Origin of the sequence: Gluconacetobacter tumulicola (assembly GCF_014174215.1) — a bacterium.
In the GTDB taxonomy this organism is placed as follows: Bacteria; Pseudomonadota; Alphaproteobacteria; order Acetobacterales; family Acetobacteraceae; genus Gluconacetobacter; species Gluconacetobacter tumulicola.
In genome coordinates this window covers 1-14,636 of sequence record NZ_JABEQL010000040.1, presented here as the reverse complement: position 1 = coordinate 14,636, position 14,636 = coordinate 1, and the positions used below count along the sequence as shown (strand labels likewise).

Sequence of the window (14,636 nt, the reverse complement as noted above, 5' to 3'; positions counted from 1 at the left end):
CTGCCGGAGCATTTGATCGGATCATGACTGCCCCCACGCTTGTTACCGGCGCGACCGGATTCGTCGGTTCGGCCGTTGCCCGTACGCTGTTGCAACGGGGGCACAGCCTGCGGCTGATGGCCCGCAAGGGCGCCGACCTGACCAATATCCGCGACCTGCCGGCCGAAATGGTCGAGGGCGACCTGTCGGCCCCCGCGACCTTTGCCGATGCGGTGCGCGGCTGCCGCTATGTGTTTCACGTCGCCGCCGACTATCGGCTGTGGGTGCCCGACCCGGCGCCGATGATGACGGCGAACGTGGAGGGCACGCGGCGGCTGATGCTGGCGGCGCAGGAGGCGGGGGTGGAGCGGATCGTCTATTGCTCCTCGGTTGCGGCGCTGGGGCTGATCGGCGACGGCACGGTGTCGGACGAGGACACGCCGGTCCATGAACATGCGGTCATCGGCATCTACAAGCGCTCGAAATACCGGGCGGAGCAGGAGGTGCTGCGCCTGGTGCGCGAGCGTGGCCTGCCGGCGGTGATCGTGAATCCCTCGACGCCCGTGGGGCCGCGCGACATCAAGCCCACGCCCACCGGCCAGATGATCCTGGACTGTGCGGCCGGGCGCATGCCGGCCTATGTCGATACCGGCGTGAACATCGTCCATGTCGATGATGTGGCGGAGGGGCACGCCCTGGCGCTGGAGCGTGGGCGGATCGGCGAGAAATACATCCTGGGCAGCGAGAACCTGGCGCTGAACGAGCTGTTCGCCATGACGGCGCAGATCGCGGGTGTGAAGCCGCCGCGCATCAGCCTGCCGCAGGAGGTGATCTGGCCGGTGGCGGTGGCGTCGGAATGGCTGTCGCGCGGGTTCGGCATCGCGCCGCGCGTGACGCGCGAGATGCTGGCCATGTCGCGGAAGAAGATGTTCTTTTCATCCGCCAAGGCCGAGCGGGAACTGGGCTATGCCCCGCGTCCGGCGCAGGACGCGGTGACGGATGCGGTGGCGTGGTTCCGCCAGAGCGGCATGCTGAAATAAGACGGACGCCAAGACGATGCTCCTGCTGCTGACGGCGCTGCTCTGCGCCCTGGTCTGGCTGGTCCTGATCTGTTTCCATGGCCGTTTCTGGCAGGGGGGGCCGATTCTGGACCCTGTTTCCCCCGCCGGTATGGCCGACTGGCCGCCGGTCTGTGTCGTCGTTCCGGCCCGGGACGAGGCCGGGTCGGTCCAGGCCTGCGTGGGGTCTCTGCTGGGGCAGTCCTATCCCGGTCCGCTGCGCCTGATCCTGGTGGACGACGGCAGCACCGACGGCACCGGCGACCTGGCGCGCGCGGTGCCCGACCCGCTGCGCCGGCTGACCGTCGTGACCGGCCGCGAACGGCCGCCGGGCTGGAGCGGCAAGCTGTGGGCCGTTGCCCAGGGCGTGGCCGAGGCTCGGCGTCAGGTGCCGGAGGATAATGGCTACGTGTTCCTGACCGATGCCGACATCACCCATGATCCGGCCCATGTCGCGACCCTGGTGGCCAAGGCCCGGACCGACGGGCTGGACATGGTGTCGGAGATGGTGGAGCTGAACTGCGCCAGCGTGGCCGAGCAGCTGCTGGTGCCGGCCTTCGTCTTCTTCTTCGCGCTGCTCTATCCGTTCGCGCGGGTCAACGATCCGCGCAGCCGCGTTGCCGGGGCGGCGGGCGGGTCGATCCTGATCCATCGTGCCGCGCTGGCGCGCATCGGCGGCATTGAATCGCTGCGTGGCGCGCTGATCGACGATTGCACCCTGGCCATGCACGTCAAGCGCAGCGGGGGGCGGCTCTATCTGGGGCACAGCCGGCTGGCGCGTTCGATCCGGCCCTATCCGCACCCGGCCGATGTCTGGCGCATGGTGGCCCGTACCGCCTATGTGCAGTTGCGCTATTCGCCGCTGATGCTGGGGGGCACCGTGCTGGGCATGGTGCTGGTCTGGATCGCGCCGATGCTGCTGGCGCTGTTCGGGCATGGGTTGCCGCGCCTGCTGGGCGCCCTGGCCTGGGTCGCCTCGATGGCGTCCTTCGTGCCGACGCTGCGGCGCTTCCGCCTCTCGCCGGCCTGGGCCGTGCTGTTGCCGCTGGTGGCCGTATTCTATACCGCCGCCACCATCGGGTCGGCCGTCGACCATCATCGGGGGCGCGGCGTGGTGTGGAAAAGCCGCGCCTATCGTGAACCCACCGGGAACGCCCCGCCAAAATGACAGGACAGCATGTGAACGCGACCCAGAGCCGGCAGGACGCCCTGCGCACCGATCAGGACGTATGGGGGACCGAGGATGTGTCGTCCGGCAAGGGGGCGGCGGACGAGAATTTTCCCGTCGGTTCGCTGCTGATCAGCCGGCGGCTGCGCCCGCATGTCCATGCCTATTACGATTTCGCGCGGGTGATCGACGATATCGTCGACAATGACCGGCTGACGTCCGAAGCCAAGATCGCGCGGCTGGATGCGATGGAAGACGTGGTGCTGGGCCGGCGCGAGGCGCCGCTGCGCCGCGATGCCCAGACGGCGGTGCGTGTCCGCCGCACGCTGGCCGTGACCGGGGTGCCGGTCGAAACCGCGACCGACCTGATCGTGGCCTTTCGCCGCGATGCGGTGGAGAACCGCTATGAATCCTGGGAGGAGCTGGCCGATTACTGCCGCTATTCCGCCAATCCGGTCGGGCGTTTCCTGCTGGGGCTGCATGGCGAGAGCGCGGCCACCTTCGGCCCGTCCGATGCGCTGTGCACGTCCTTGCAGGTGCTGAACCATTTGCAGGATTGCGCGGACGATCTGCGCACGCTCGACCGCTGCTATCTGCCGCTGCCCTGGCTGGCGCGCGAGGGCGCGTCGGTGGACGATCTGCGGGCGGCTTATGCCTCGCCGGGGCTGCGGCGGGTGATGAATGCGCTGCTGGACCGCGTGGATGCGTTGAATGACGAGGCAGGGCGCCTGCCGGGGCTGGTACGCGACCGGCGCATGCGGCTGTATTGCGCCGTGATCGTCGGTCTGGCGCGTCGGCTGGCCGTGCGGCTGCGGCGGCAGGACCCGCTGGCCGGGCGGGTGAAGCTGACGCGCGGCGATGCCGTGGGCGCGCTGGCGGGCGCGCTGCGCGTGCTTCCCTGATGGGCGGGATTTTGTCTTGGGCGGCAATCCGCCCTAAACCGCTGCTGCGGAATGAACGGATGACGGAAACGGGAAGGTGGGAATGGCATTGACGCGGGCACGCACGGTTCAGGCTCCTCCCCTGGGATGCGATCCGGCCGATCTGGCGCAGGTCGAGGCTGTGGTCAGCGCGTCGGGCACCTCGTTCGGCAAGGGCATGCGCATCCTGCCGCCCGATCGGCGCTATGGCATGTATGCCGTCTATGCTTTCTGCCGGCTGGTGGATGACGTGGCGGACGATGAAGGTGCGACCGAGGACAAGGAAGCGCGGCTGGAAGCCTGGCGGCGGCGGATTGCCGGCCTGTATGAAGGCCGGACCCGTGATGCGCTGGATCGGGTGCTGGCGGTGGTGATCGCGCGCTTCTCGCTGCGGCAGGCGGATTTCGAGGCGGTGATCGACGGAATGATGATGGACGCGCGCGGCCCCGTCGTCGCGCCGGACGAGGCGATTTTCGATCTCTATTGCGACCGGGTGGCCTCGGCCGTGGGGCGGTTGTCGGTGCGGGTGTTCGGCGATGCGTCGGAGGAGGCCGATCAGGTGGCCTATCATCTGGGCCGCGCCTTGCAGATCACGAATATCCTGCGCGACGTGGCCGAGGATTCGCGGCTCGGCCGGCTGTATCTGCCGCGCGAATTGCTGGCCCGTTTCAACGTGCCGCTCGACCCCGCGCGGGCGCCGCGTGCCCAGGGGCTGGAGGGCGTGTGCCGGGTGCTGGCGGGGCGTGCGCGCGACCATTTCCGCGCTGCCCATCGGGCGATGGCGCGGTGCAACCGGCAGGCGATGCGGCCGGCGCGGCTGATGGGGGCGACCTATGGCGCCATCCTGACGGCTCAGGAGCGGCAGGGCTGGCGCCATCCGGAACGGCGCGTGTCGCTGTCGCGGCCGCGCAAGCTGCTGATCGCTGCCCGCGCGCTGGTCGGATAACGCGATGGCGGGGCATGTCCATATTGTCGGCGGCGGGCTGGCCGGCCTGTCGGCGGCGGTTGAGCTGGCGGGCAGCGGCGGGCGGCTGACGGTCTATGAGGCCGGTCCGGCCTGCGGCGGGCGGGCGCGGTCCTATTACGACCGGCATCTGGGCTGCCGGATCGACAATGGCAATCATCTGCTGCTGTCGGCCAACGATGCGGTGTTGCGCTATCTGGGCCTGGTCGGGGCGGAAAAGACGCTGGTTGGTCCCGACCGGCCGATCTTTCCCTTCGTCGATCTGGGCGATCGGTCGCGCTGGACGCTGGATCTGTCGCGGGGGCTGATCCCGTTCTGGCTGCTGTCGAAGCACCGGCGGGTGCCGGGCATGCGGCTGGGAGAGATCCGGTCGCTGACCCGGCTGATGCGGGCGGGGCCGGAGCAGACGGTGGCCGAATGCCTGTTGCCGGGCATGTTGTCGACCCGGCTGCTGGAACCGTTCGCGATCTCGGCCCTGAACACGATGTGCGAGACCGGTAGCGCCGCCCTGCTGGGGGCGGTGATCCGCGAAAGCCTGGCCAAGGGCGGTCGGGCCTGTCTGCCGCGCTTCCCCGCCGTCGGCCTGTCGGAAAGCTTTGTCGATCCGGCGCTGGACCATCTGGCGCTGATGAAGGCGGAGGTGCGCACCGGGTGCCGCGTGTCGGGCATCGTGGCGGCCGGTGGCCGTGTCACGGGCCTGCGCCTGCCGGATGGCGAGGTGACGGTGGATGAGGACGATATGGTCATCATGGCGGTGACCGCGCCGGTGGCGGCCGATCTGCTGGCCGGCGTGCTGCCCGGCCTGCGCGTGCCCGATGCGTTCGAGAGCATCGTCAATGTCCATTTCCGCCTGGACCCGGCGCCGAAGCCGCTCGGGGCGCTGGGCCGGGCACGCTTTATCGGCGTTGTCGGCGGGGTCAGCGAATGGGTGTTCGTCAAGGATGATATCCTGTCCGTGACCGTCAGCGCCGCCAACCGTTATGCCGACCGGGACAATGACGAACTGGCGGCCGTGATCTGGTCCGAGGTCCGCGCCGCGGTCGATCCGGCCCTGGCGCTGCCCCTTCCGGTGGACATGCCCCCCATGCGCATGGTGCGGGAGCGGCGGGCCACCTTTGCCGCAACCCCGGCGCAGGAGCGGCTGCGGCCGCCCGCGCGCACCGGGCTGGACAACCTGTTTCTGGCGGGGGACTGGACGGCGACGGGATTGCCCGCGACAATCGAAGGTGCGATCAGGTCCGGCGTGACTGCGGCCCGTGCCGCCCGCGACCCTATCCGGCGATGAGCCAGCCGCCGGAATTGTGAATGGCTGGCATTTTTGCACAGGTCCCGCCTTGGGGGCGGGAGACAATGGAATGATGGTGAACGCGACCGATACCCTTGAACGTCCTTCCGCCGATGTCGCGGACCTGGCCGTACCGATGATCGAGATCGACCAGGCGGTCGATGCCGGGCATGCGGCGCTGGGCCGCCGGCAGAACGATGACGGGCACTGGGTGTTCGAGCTGGAAGCCGATGCCACCATTCCGGCGGAATATGTGCTGCTGGAACATTATCTGGACCGGATCGAGCCGGCGCTGGAAGCGCGGATCGGCGTGTATCTGCGGCGCATCCAGGGCGATCATGGCGGCTGGCCGCTCTATCATGGCGGCAGGTTCGACCTGTCGGCTTCGGTGAAGGCGTATTTCGCGCTGAAGGCGATCGGCGACGATATCAACGCCCCGCATATGGCGCGCGCGCGCGCCGCGATCCTGGACCATGGCGGGGCGGAGCGCAGCAACGTCTTCACCCGTTTCCAGCTGGCCCTGTTCGGCGAGGTGCCGTGGCATGCCACGCCCGCAATGCCGGTCGAGCTGATGCTGCTGCCGCGCCGCGCGTTCTTCTCGGTCTGGAATATGTCCTACTGGTCGCGGACGGTGATTGCGCCGCTGCTGGTGCTGGCGGCGCTGCGGCCGCGCGCGATCAATCCGCGTGACGTGCATGTGCCCGAACTGTTCGTCACCCCGCCCGCGCAGGTGCGGGACTGGATCCGCGGCCCCTACCGGTCGCCGCTGGGCCGGGTGTTCAAATATGTGGACAAGGTGATCCGCCCCGGCGAGCGGCTGATCCCCGAGGCGACGCGCCGCCGCGCGATCAAGGCGGCGGTCGATTTCATCGAGCCGCGCCTGAACGGGGTGGACGGGCTGGGCGCGATCTATCCCGCCATGGCCAATTCCGTGATGATGTATCGCGCGCTGGGCGTGCCCGACAGCGACCCGCGCGCCGCGACGGCGTGGGAATCGGTGCGGCGCCTGCTGGTGGAGCATGGCGACGAGGCCTATTGCCAGCCCTGTGTCTCGCCGATCTGGGATACCGGCCTGGCCGGTCATGCGATGATCGAGGCCGCGTCCGGCCCCGAGGGTATTTGCCCGGAAGAGACGAAGAAGAAGCTGGCCGCCGCCGCGTGCTGGCTGCTGGACCGGCAGATCCTGAACGTGAAGGGCGACTGGGCGATCAACTGCCCCGATGTGGCCCCCGGCGGCTGGGCTTTCCAGTATAATAACGATTACTACCCCGACGTGGACGATACGGCCGTGGTCGGGATGCTGCTGCACCGCGAGGGCGACCCGGCCCATCACGAGGCGATCGAGCGTGCGCGCCAGTGGATCATTGGCATGCAGAGCACCAATGGCGGTTGGGGTGCGTTCGACATCGACAATAATATGGAATTTCTCAACCATATTCCCTTCGCCGATCATGGCGCGCTGCTGGACCCGCCGACCGCCGATGTGACCGCACGCTGCGTCTCGTTCCTCGCCCAGCTCGGCCGTCCCGAGGATCGGCCGGTGATCGAGCGGGGGATCGCCTATCTGCGCACCGACCAGGAAGCCGAGGGCTGCTGGTTCGGCCGCTGGGGCACCAATTACATCTATGGCACATGGTCGGTGCTGTGCGCGCTGAACGTCGCCGGCATGTCGCATGACGACCCCGCCATTGTGCGCGCGGTGGACTGGCTGCGTTCGGTCCAGCGCGAGGATGGTGGCTGGGGCGAGGATTGCGCGACCTATGAGGGCGCCACGGCGGGCATCTATACCGAGAGCCTGCCGTCGCAGACGGCGTGGGCGACGCTGGGCCTGATGGCCGCCGGCCTGCGCGACGACCCCGCCGTGGCGCAGGGCATGGCCTATCTGGCCCGCACGCAGAAGGAAGACGGCGAATGGGACGAGGACCCGTATAATGCCGTCGGGTTCCCCAAGGTCTTCTACCTGCGCTACCACGGTTATCGGCAGTTCTTCCCGCTGATGGCGCTGGCGCGCTATCGCAATCTGGAATCCAGCAACACCCGCCGCGTCGCGTTCGGTTTCTGATCGTGTCCGGACCTGACGTGGTGCCGGCCGTGCGGCTCGACGTTGTCGCGCCGGCCCCGGCGCGCCTGGGCGTCGTGGTCGGTATGGAAGCCGAGGCCGCGCTGGTCCGGGCGGCCTTGCCTGCCGCGCGGGTCGGTATCAGCGGTGCCACCGCCGCGGGGGCGCGGGCCGCTGTCGATGAGTTGGTGCGGCACGGGGTGGATGGGCTTCTCTCCTTCGGGCTGGCGGCCGGGCTCGATCCCGATCTTCGGCCCGGCGCGGTGCTGGTGCCCCGGCATGTGCGGCTGCCCGATGGGCGGATTCTGGCGGCGGCACCCGCCCTGCTGGCTTGGCTGGGCGATGGGCGGCCCGACCGGGTGGGTACCGACCTGCTGCATAGCGACGACATCGTGGCGACCGCCGGGCGCAAGGGTGCGCTATTCCGGACGACCGGCTGCGCCGGGCTGGACATGGAAAGCGGCTTCGTCGCCGAAGGTGCGGAACGGGCTGGCCTGCCGTTTGCGGTGCTGCGCGTGGTGTGCGACCCGGCGGGCCGGACTTTGCCGCCGGCGGCGGTGCTGGCGCTGCGGCCTGATGGTGGGATCGGGCTGGGGGGGATTCTCCTCAGCGTTCTGCGTCGGCCTGCCCAGATTCCCGCCCTGATCGCGCTGGGGCGCGATGCGGCGCAGGCGCGCAGGCGGGCTGTGCGGGTGTTGGGGGATGTTGCGCGGGGCGGGTCTTAAGGGTCTTCTTTTTCTGAAGAAAAAGAAGCAAAAAGACTTTTATCTGTTTGCCATCGTACGAAGCCCGTTGGATTTTTCCTTTAAAAATCAAAAGTTTTTTGGTTCTTTTTTTCAAAAAAGAACGGGAACGCTTGCCCAAGGAACCTTGATACGGGTCAATGATCCATGCCCCAGCCGGGCGTTAGGGTACGTGGCATAGCGGACAACACAGGGAACGGTGCTTCCATGGCGACGGCAATTCTTGCGCTCAATGCCGGCTCTTCCAGCGTAAAGTTCACCCTGTTCCATCAGGAGCCGGGGGCCGAGGCGCGCCGCATTGCGCATGGCCAGCTGGAAGGGCTGCATACCCATCCGCATTTCCGCGCCACGGGGGCTGACGGCTCGGTGCTGGTCGATCAGACCTGGCCGGAGCCGGCACCGGAGGGTGAGGACCCGCATCATGGCCCGGTGGCCAGCCTGCTGGACTGGGTGACGTCCCATCTGGGGGACGTGCCGCTGCTGGGGGTGGGGCATCGGGTGGTCCATGGCGGGGCCGAATACGCGGCCCCGATCCGCATCACGCCCGAGACCCTGGCGCGGCTGGACGCGCTGACGCCGCTGGCGCCGCTGCACCAGCCGGCCAGCCTGGGGCCGATCCGCGCCCTGCTGGCGCTGCGGCCCGACCTGCCGCAGATCGCCTGTTTCGATACCGCCTTCCACCACACGCTGCCCGCCACCGCGACGCGTCTGCCGCTGCCCGCCAGTTATGACGCCAAGGGTGTGCGGCGGTATGGGTTCCATGGCCTGTCCTACGAATATATCGCGTCAACCCTGCCTGGCCTGTCGTCCCGGCTGGCGGCGGGGCGGACGATCGTGGCGCATCTGGGCAACGGTGCCAGCCTGTGCGCGATGGCGGCGGGGCGCAGCATCGAGACCACGATGGGCTTCTCGGTCCTTGACGGGCTGGTGATGGGCACGCGCTGCGGCCAGATCGATCCGGGCGTGCTGCTGTACATGATGCGCGCCGAGGGGCTGGACGCGGCGGGAATCGAGAAGGTGCTGTATCATCAGGCCGGCCTGCTGGGCCTGTCGGGTGTGTCCAGCGACGTGCGGGACCTGCAGGACCGCGCGGCTGGCGATGCGGCCGCCCGCGAGGCGCTGGAGATGTTCACCTATCGCCTGGCGCAGCAGATCGGCGGCATGATCCCGGTGCTGGGCGGCCTGGATGGGCTGGTCTTTACCGCCGGGATCGGCGAGCATGATGCCGCCATCCGTCAGGCGGCCTGCGCCCGCCTGTCCTGGCTGGGCGTGCGGCTGGACCCGGTCGCCAACGATGCCCATGCGGCCGTGATCAGCACCCCGGACAGCGCGGTGGAAGTCCGGGTGATCCCGACGGACGAGGAGAGCATGATCCGCCGTCACGTCGCGGCCAGTCTGATGTAGGCCCGATCTGATGCAGGCATAGTCCCGGCACGGGCATGACGCCGGCCGGAAACGTCAAAGGGAAGGAACGAAAATGAACGAGCCCCTTTCGGAGGCCCCGTCGGTCGCGCCTCTTTCGGAAACCGAACTCGCCCTGTTCAATCGCTGGTGGCATGCCGCCAATTACCTGTCCGTCGGGCAGATCTATCTGATGGCCAATCCGCTGCTGCGCGAGCCGTTGCAACTGGAGCATACCAAGCCGCGCCTGCTGGGCCATTGGGGCACCACGCCGGGGCTGAATTTCCTCTGGCTGCATCTCAACCGCATCATCCGGGCGCGCGATACGTCCGTGCTCTTCATTGCCGGGCCGGGGCATGGGGCGCCGGGCATCGTCGCCAGCACCTATCTGGAAGGCACCTACAGCGAATATTTCCCTGAAGTGTCGCAGGATCTGGAGGGGCTGGGGCGGCTGATGAAGCAGTTCTCGTTCCCCGGCGGCATTCCCAGCCACGCGGCCGCCACCACGCCGGGTTCGATCCATGAGGGCGGCGAGCTGGGCTATTCGCTGTCGCACGCCTATGGCGCGGCGTTCGATAATCCGGACCTGGTCGTGGCCTGCGTGATCGGCGATGGCGAGGCCGAGACCGGGCCGCTGGCGACCTCGTGGCACAGCAACAAATTCGTCGATCCCGCGACCGATGGCGCGGTGCTGCCGATCCTGCATCTGAACGGCTACAAGATCGCCAACCCGACGATCCTGGCCCGCATCGCGCCCCGTGAACTGGCGGCGCTGCTGCGTGGCTATGGCTATGAGCCGATCTTCGTCGAGGGGCATGATCCGGACCCGATGCACCAGAAGATGGCGGCGGCCATGGATCTGGCGTTCGACCGCATCGCCGCCATCCAGAAGGCGGCGCGCGAGGACGGAAAGACCGAGCGCCCGGCCTGGCCGATGATCGTGCTGCGCAGCCCCAAGGGCTGGACCGGCCCGAAGGCGATCGACGGGCTGCGGACGGAGGGCTACTGGCGGTCGCATCAGGTGCCGTTCTCGGACCTGACGCATCCGGGGCATCTGCAGGCGCTGGAGAGCTGGCTGCGCAGCTACAAGCCGGAAGAATTGTTCGACGAATCCGGGCGGCTGTTCCCCGAGATCGCGGCCCTGGCGCCCGCCGGCACGTTACGGATGAGCGACAACCCGCATGCCAATGGCGGCCAGTTGAAGCGCCCGCTGCGGCTGCCCGACATTGCCGATTATGCGGTTGCGGTTACCAGCCCGGGGCATGAGACCGGCGAGAGTACGCGCGTGATGGGCGATTGGCTGCGCGACGTGATGAAGCTGAACCTGGAATCGCGCAATTTCCGGGTTCTGTCGCCGGACGAGAACAATTCCAACCGTCTGAACGCGGTGCTGGATGTGACGAACCGGGCGTGGAACGCCGAGACGCTGGATTATGACGACCATCTGGCGCGCGACGGGCATGTGATGGAAATCCTGAGCGAGCATACCTGCCAGGGATGGCTGGAAGGCTATCTGCTGACCGGTCGGCACGGTTTCCTGTCGTGCTACGAGGCGTTTATCCACATCATCGATTCGATGGTGAACCAGCATGCCAAATGGCTGAAGACCGCGACCGAGGTGCCGTGGCGGCGGTCGATCGCGTCGCTGAACTACCTGCTGACCTCGCATGTCTGGCGCCAGGACCATAACGGCTTCAGCCATCAGGACCCGGGCTTCATCGACCATGTGATCAACAAAAAGGCCGAGTTCGTCCGCGTCTATCTGCCGCCCGATGCCAATACCCTGCTGTGGACCACTGCCCACTGCCTGCAAAGCTGGGACCGCATCAACGTGATCGTGGCCGGCAAGCAGCCCGAGCCGCAATGGCTGGGGCTGGACGATGCGATCCGCCATTGCGAGGCGGGCATCGGCATCTGGGAATGGGCCAGCAACGACAAGGGCGGCGAGCCCGATGTGATCATGGCCTGTGCCGGCGACGTGCCGACGCTGGAGACCCTGGCGGCGGTCAAGCTGCTGCGCGAGCATGCGCCGGAGCTGAAGGTGCGCGTGGTCAATGTCGTGGACCTGATGACGCTGGATTCCCCCAGCCAGCATCCGCACGGGCTGGACGATGCGGGCTTCGATGCTCTGTTCACCGTGGACCGGCCGGTGATCTTTGCCTTCCATGGCTATCCGCAACTGATCCACAAGCTGATCTATCGCCGGGCGAATGCGCGGAATTTCCATGTCCACGGGTTCCGCGAGGAAGGGTCGACCACGACGCCGTTCGACATGGTGGTGCGCAACCATCTCGACCGGTTCCATCTGGTCTCGAACGTCATCGACCGCGTGCCGGGACTGGCGACCCGGGCTGCCTATGCCAAGCAGGCGATCCGCGACAAGCTGGTCGATCATACCCGCTATATCGCGGAACATGGCCGTGACATGCCGGAGATCGAGGCCTGGCGCTGGTCGTAGGCGGGCCTGTTAACGGCACGGCTAGCCCATCTTGTTCAGGAGATTGTGGTCGGTCAGGATCTCTGAACGCGGTTGAGCGATATGCGAACAGGCGCGATTTTGGTTCAGGGCCTGGTAGGCGCTTGGGTGATGGGACTGGGGGGGGGCGGGAGCGCCCCCTTTCTCAAGGGGCGGCGGCCGGCTCGGCTCTCGACCAGAGCCTTCCCAGCCAGAGAATCAGAGTCCATGCCGCTCGTCATTTCGCACAGGAGCCGGTGGCTACGTCTTTTGGTATCAGACCTTTTGAAAGGCTGTTGTGCTGACGGCTGCGGCGGCGTGTTTTTATAATATATATCAAGCCTCTGGCGGATAATCGCACCAGAGGCGCCAAACGTTTATGGGTTATTTGTAGAATCTCCCAATTGATTTTTTCAATGTATGAAAAAATCCTTTTTCCCGCGGATTATATTTTTGATCGTTGTAGTTTAATACTGCAAGAATGTTTAAGCCATCATGGTAATTCAGTTTTTCGTACAAAAAATCAACGGAACGCTCTGAGAAGTCAACAAACATACGATTTTCACTTGGAAAAGATGATAGGGTTTCAACCAATTCCTTGTTATCTATTTTTGTATATTTTTCATTGTAATATGCAAATGGATACTCCACATCGATGCCTTCTTTTTTAAATAAAACAGGAAGAGACTCTCCATCAAGAAATGGAGTTTCATACCAGCAATATCCGGCTTCTGATAAATTAAAGCAAAGTATATATCCATATTTATTCAAGACAAATCTATATTCTGAGACGTGTGGTATATATTCGCCTTTCAGCAGAAATTCGAAATAGCAAATTTTATCTTTTTGCTGTTTGATGTAGTAGATTTGATTGAGAACAAAATAGTTGGATTTTTTATCCGATATTTTTTTTGAATACCAAGTTAGTATTTCCAAAGCTAGGTCGTAAATATAATTTTTGTCTATATTTTTTCCTATGTTTTTAATCATATATTCTGAGAGTGTACGGCTTCGTTCGATCACATATAGAGATAAGTGCCCAATATCTGGGAGAAGTAATAAAAACATGCCGGGGAATTTTTTTGAAACCAGACTAAATAGTTTTTCATCTTCTTTTTGGTATGGGTCAAAAACAATAAAAAAGGAGTCCTCGTTTATATGGTTTATTGAAGACAATTTCACCAAAGATCTTTTTTTGTCTTCAATACGAAAATAATTAAGTTTCTTGTCTAAAGCTTCTATTTCTTCTGATTTCAGTGACAGCTCGTTACAGTCTAGGGAAAGGTATGGACTGCAAATAAAACAAAAGTCGAAAGCACATCTTTCATTCAACAAAAATCCCAAATACCCACCCATTGAGTGCGAGATTAGAATTTTTCTTTCGAATTTCCCCACGTATGTTTCTATGTATTGGAATAATTCTTCCGTGCATTCGTTTAAGAAAAAATCTCTTTTCTTATTCGTTATTCCGATTAAATTTGAAAAATTCATAGAATCTTCGAGAAGAATATAGGTTTCTGACTGATCTTCGTGCCCCACCCCACTTATTGTAACGACAATCATGTCGTTTTTTTCTTCTATTATTGAGTAATTTACAGAAACAAAATCGTTTTCTTTGAACTTATCGACCTTCATGATGGACCTGATATTTTTTGTGTTGCTTCTAAAGCGCCGTTATCTAGAATATTTCATAAAAATCTAATATTTAGTTAATTTATACTGATATTTGTCTCTGCTTGGGGAGACGGCAGCGCTTGCGCGGAATCTTCTGCGAGGAAGAGATGAAAGCCCTTCCGCGGTATTCCGTTGCATCGACGCAAGTGTCGCTCGGTTGGCTCCAGAAGCTGCTGCAACAGCATAGTTTCGTGCTATATATCAATCCGCTGTCGCCTTACCTCCGTCTGCTCTTTCGTATCCATCAAATCGTGTAGCATCAGACACTGCCGCGTTCCTGCATCGGCAGGCTGTGCGCGCCGACGGCATCAGGGAAGTCCTCGGCCAGTGGATCGAGCAGAACGAGGCGCCAAATTCTGACCCCGCGTCATGAACGCACTCTGCCATCGCGGCGTCGAGGATATCCTGCTGGCCGTGGTCGACGGGCTGAAGGGCTTCCCGGACGCTATCCGCGCCCTGCTTCCTCGAAGCTCTGGTGCTGCCCTGAGGGATATTTACCGGGCGGTACGGCGAGGTTGGAAAAGCTGCTCTGTCCGCCTTTACCGATAAGCCTCTGGGGCCGAAAATATGCGGCCATTGTCTACAGGGCAAAGGCCCAGTTCACCATTCTCTTCGGTGAACGCTTCGCACGCGCGACCGTCTGATCAACAACATGAACAACGCCTCTTACGCAAAATTCCTGACAGTCTCCCGGCGTGCCACACCGTCACGCTGCCAAGCCAGCTCGGCTCTCGACCAGAGCCTTCAATTCGGCCTGCTGTATCAGCCAGGTCCTCCCCGGCAAGAGAAGCAGAATCCACGCCGCTCGTCATTTCATAGGTAACCGGCCGCTCATGGCCGCCTTATGATCGGATTGGGTGATTGGTAAGTTCACGTCGTTAACGACGTCGTTATTGACGTTGTTTGGGAGGTGAGGATGCGGCAGGAGAT

10 protein-coding genes and 1 pseudogene are annotated in these 14,636 nt (G+C 63.7%); 10 read left to right on the top strand and 1 reads right to left on the bottom strand.

The window, feature by feature from the left end:
* The first annotated feature begins 23 nt into the window (after positions 1 to 23).
* The 9 genes from hpnA (at position 24) to HLH29_RS18080 (ending at position 12,035) form a co-directional block, all read left to right on the top strand.
* Positions 24 to 1,019, top strand: coding sequence for a hopanoid-associated sugar epimerase (gene hpnA, locus HLH29_RS18120; RefSeq protein ID WP_182968783.1), 996 nt, complete (start codon positions 24 to 26; stop codon positions 1,017 to 1,019).
* Between the two features lie 16 nt (positions 1,020 to 1,035).
* Positions 1,036 to 2,205 (top strand): glycosyltransferase, encoded by a 1,170-nt coding sequence (locus tag HLH29_RS18115; RefSeq protein ID WP_182968782.1) that lies wholly within the window; start codon positions 1,036 to 1,038, stop codon positions 2,203 to 2,205.
* Complete coding sequence (gene hpnC, locus HLH29_RS18110; RefSeq protein WP_182968781.1) at positions 2,202 to 3,107, top strand: squalene synthase HpnC; 906 nt, start codon at positions 2,202 to 2,204, stop codon at positions 3,105 to 3,107. The genes HLH29_RS18115 and hpnC overlap by 4 nt, the downstream gene beginning before the upstream one ends.
* A gap of 82 nt (positions 3,108 to 3,189) precedes the next feature.
* Complete coding sequence (gene hpnD, locus HLH29_RS18105) at positions 3,190 to 4,071, top strand: presqualene diphosphate synthase HpnD (RefSeq protein WP_182968780.1); 882 nt, start codon at positions 3,190 to 3,192, stop codon at positions 4,069 to 4,071.
* 4 nt (positions 4,072 to 4,075) lie between these two features.
* A complete protein-coding gene (gene hpnE, locus HLH29_RS18100) occupies positions 4,076 to 5,374 on the top strand; it encodes a hydroxysqualene dehydroxylase HpnE (protein WP_182968779.1) in 1,299 nt (432 codons plus the stop codon).
* 70 nt (positions 5,375 to 5,444) lie between these two features.
* Complete coding sequence (gene shc / locus HLH29_RS18095; RefSeq protein ID WP_182968778.1) at positions 5,445 to 7,436, top strand: squalene--hopene cyclase; 1,992 nt, start codon at positions 5,445 to 5,447, stop codon at positions 7,434 to 7,436.
* An 83-nt stretch (positions 7,437 to 7,519) separates the two neighbouring features.
* Entirely contained in the window at positions 7,520 to 8,158 is a 639-nt protein-coding gene (locus tag HLH29_RS18090; RefSeq protein ID WP_182968794.1) for a phosphorylase family protein, read from the top strand.
* Positions 8,159 to 8,383: 225 nt separating this feature from the next.
* Positions 8,384 to 9,580 carry an acetate/propionate family kinase gene (locus tag HLH29_RS18085; protein WP_182968777.1) on the top strand — a complete coding sequence of 399 codons (1,197 nt, stop codon included), beginning with the start codon at positions 8,384 to 8,386 and terminating at the stop codon, positions 9,578 to 9,580.
* A gap of 73 nt (positions 9,581 to 9,653) precedes the next feature.
* Positions 9,654 to 12,035, top strand: a complete 2,382-nt coding sequence (locus HLH29_RS18080) for a phosphoketolase family protein (RefSeq protein WP_182968776.1) — start codon at positions 9,654 to 9,656, stop codon at positions 12,033 to 12,035.
* 381 nt (positions 12,036 to 12,416) lie between these two features.
* On the opposite strand, the gene HLH29_RS18075 is transcribed toward HLH29_RS18080, so the two are convergent.
* Positions 12,417 to 13,667 carry a hypothetical protein gene (locus HLH29_RS18075; RefSeq protein WP_182968775.1) on the bottom strand — a complete coding sequence of 417 codons (1,251 nt, stop codon included), beginning with the start codon at positions 13,665 to 13,667 and terminating at the stop codon, positions 12,417 to 12,419.
* 331 nt (positions 13,668 to 13,998) lie between these two features.
* On the opposite strand from HLH29_RS18075, the pseudogene HLH29_RS18070 reads away from it, so the two are divergent.
* Positions 13,999 to 14,284: pseudogene (locus tag HLH29_RS18070) on the top strand (transposase); the annotation flags it as partial.
* Between the last annotated feature and the right edge of the window lie 352 nt (positions 14,285 to 14,636).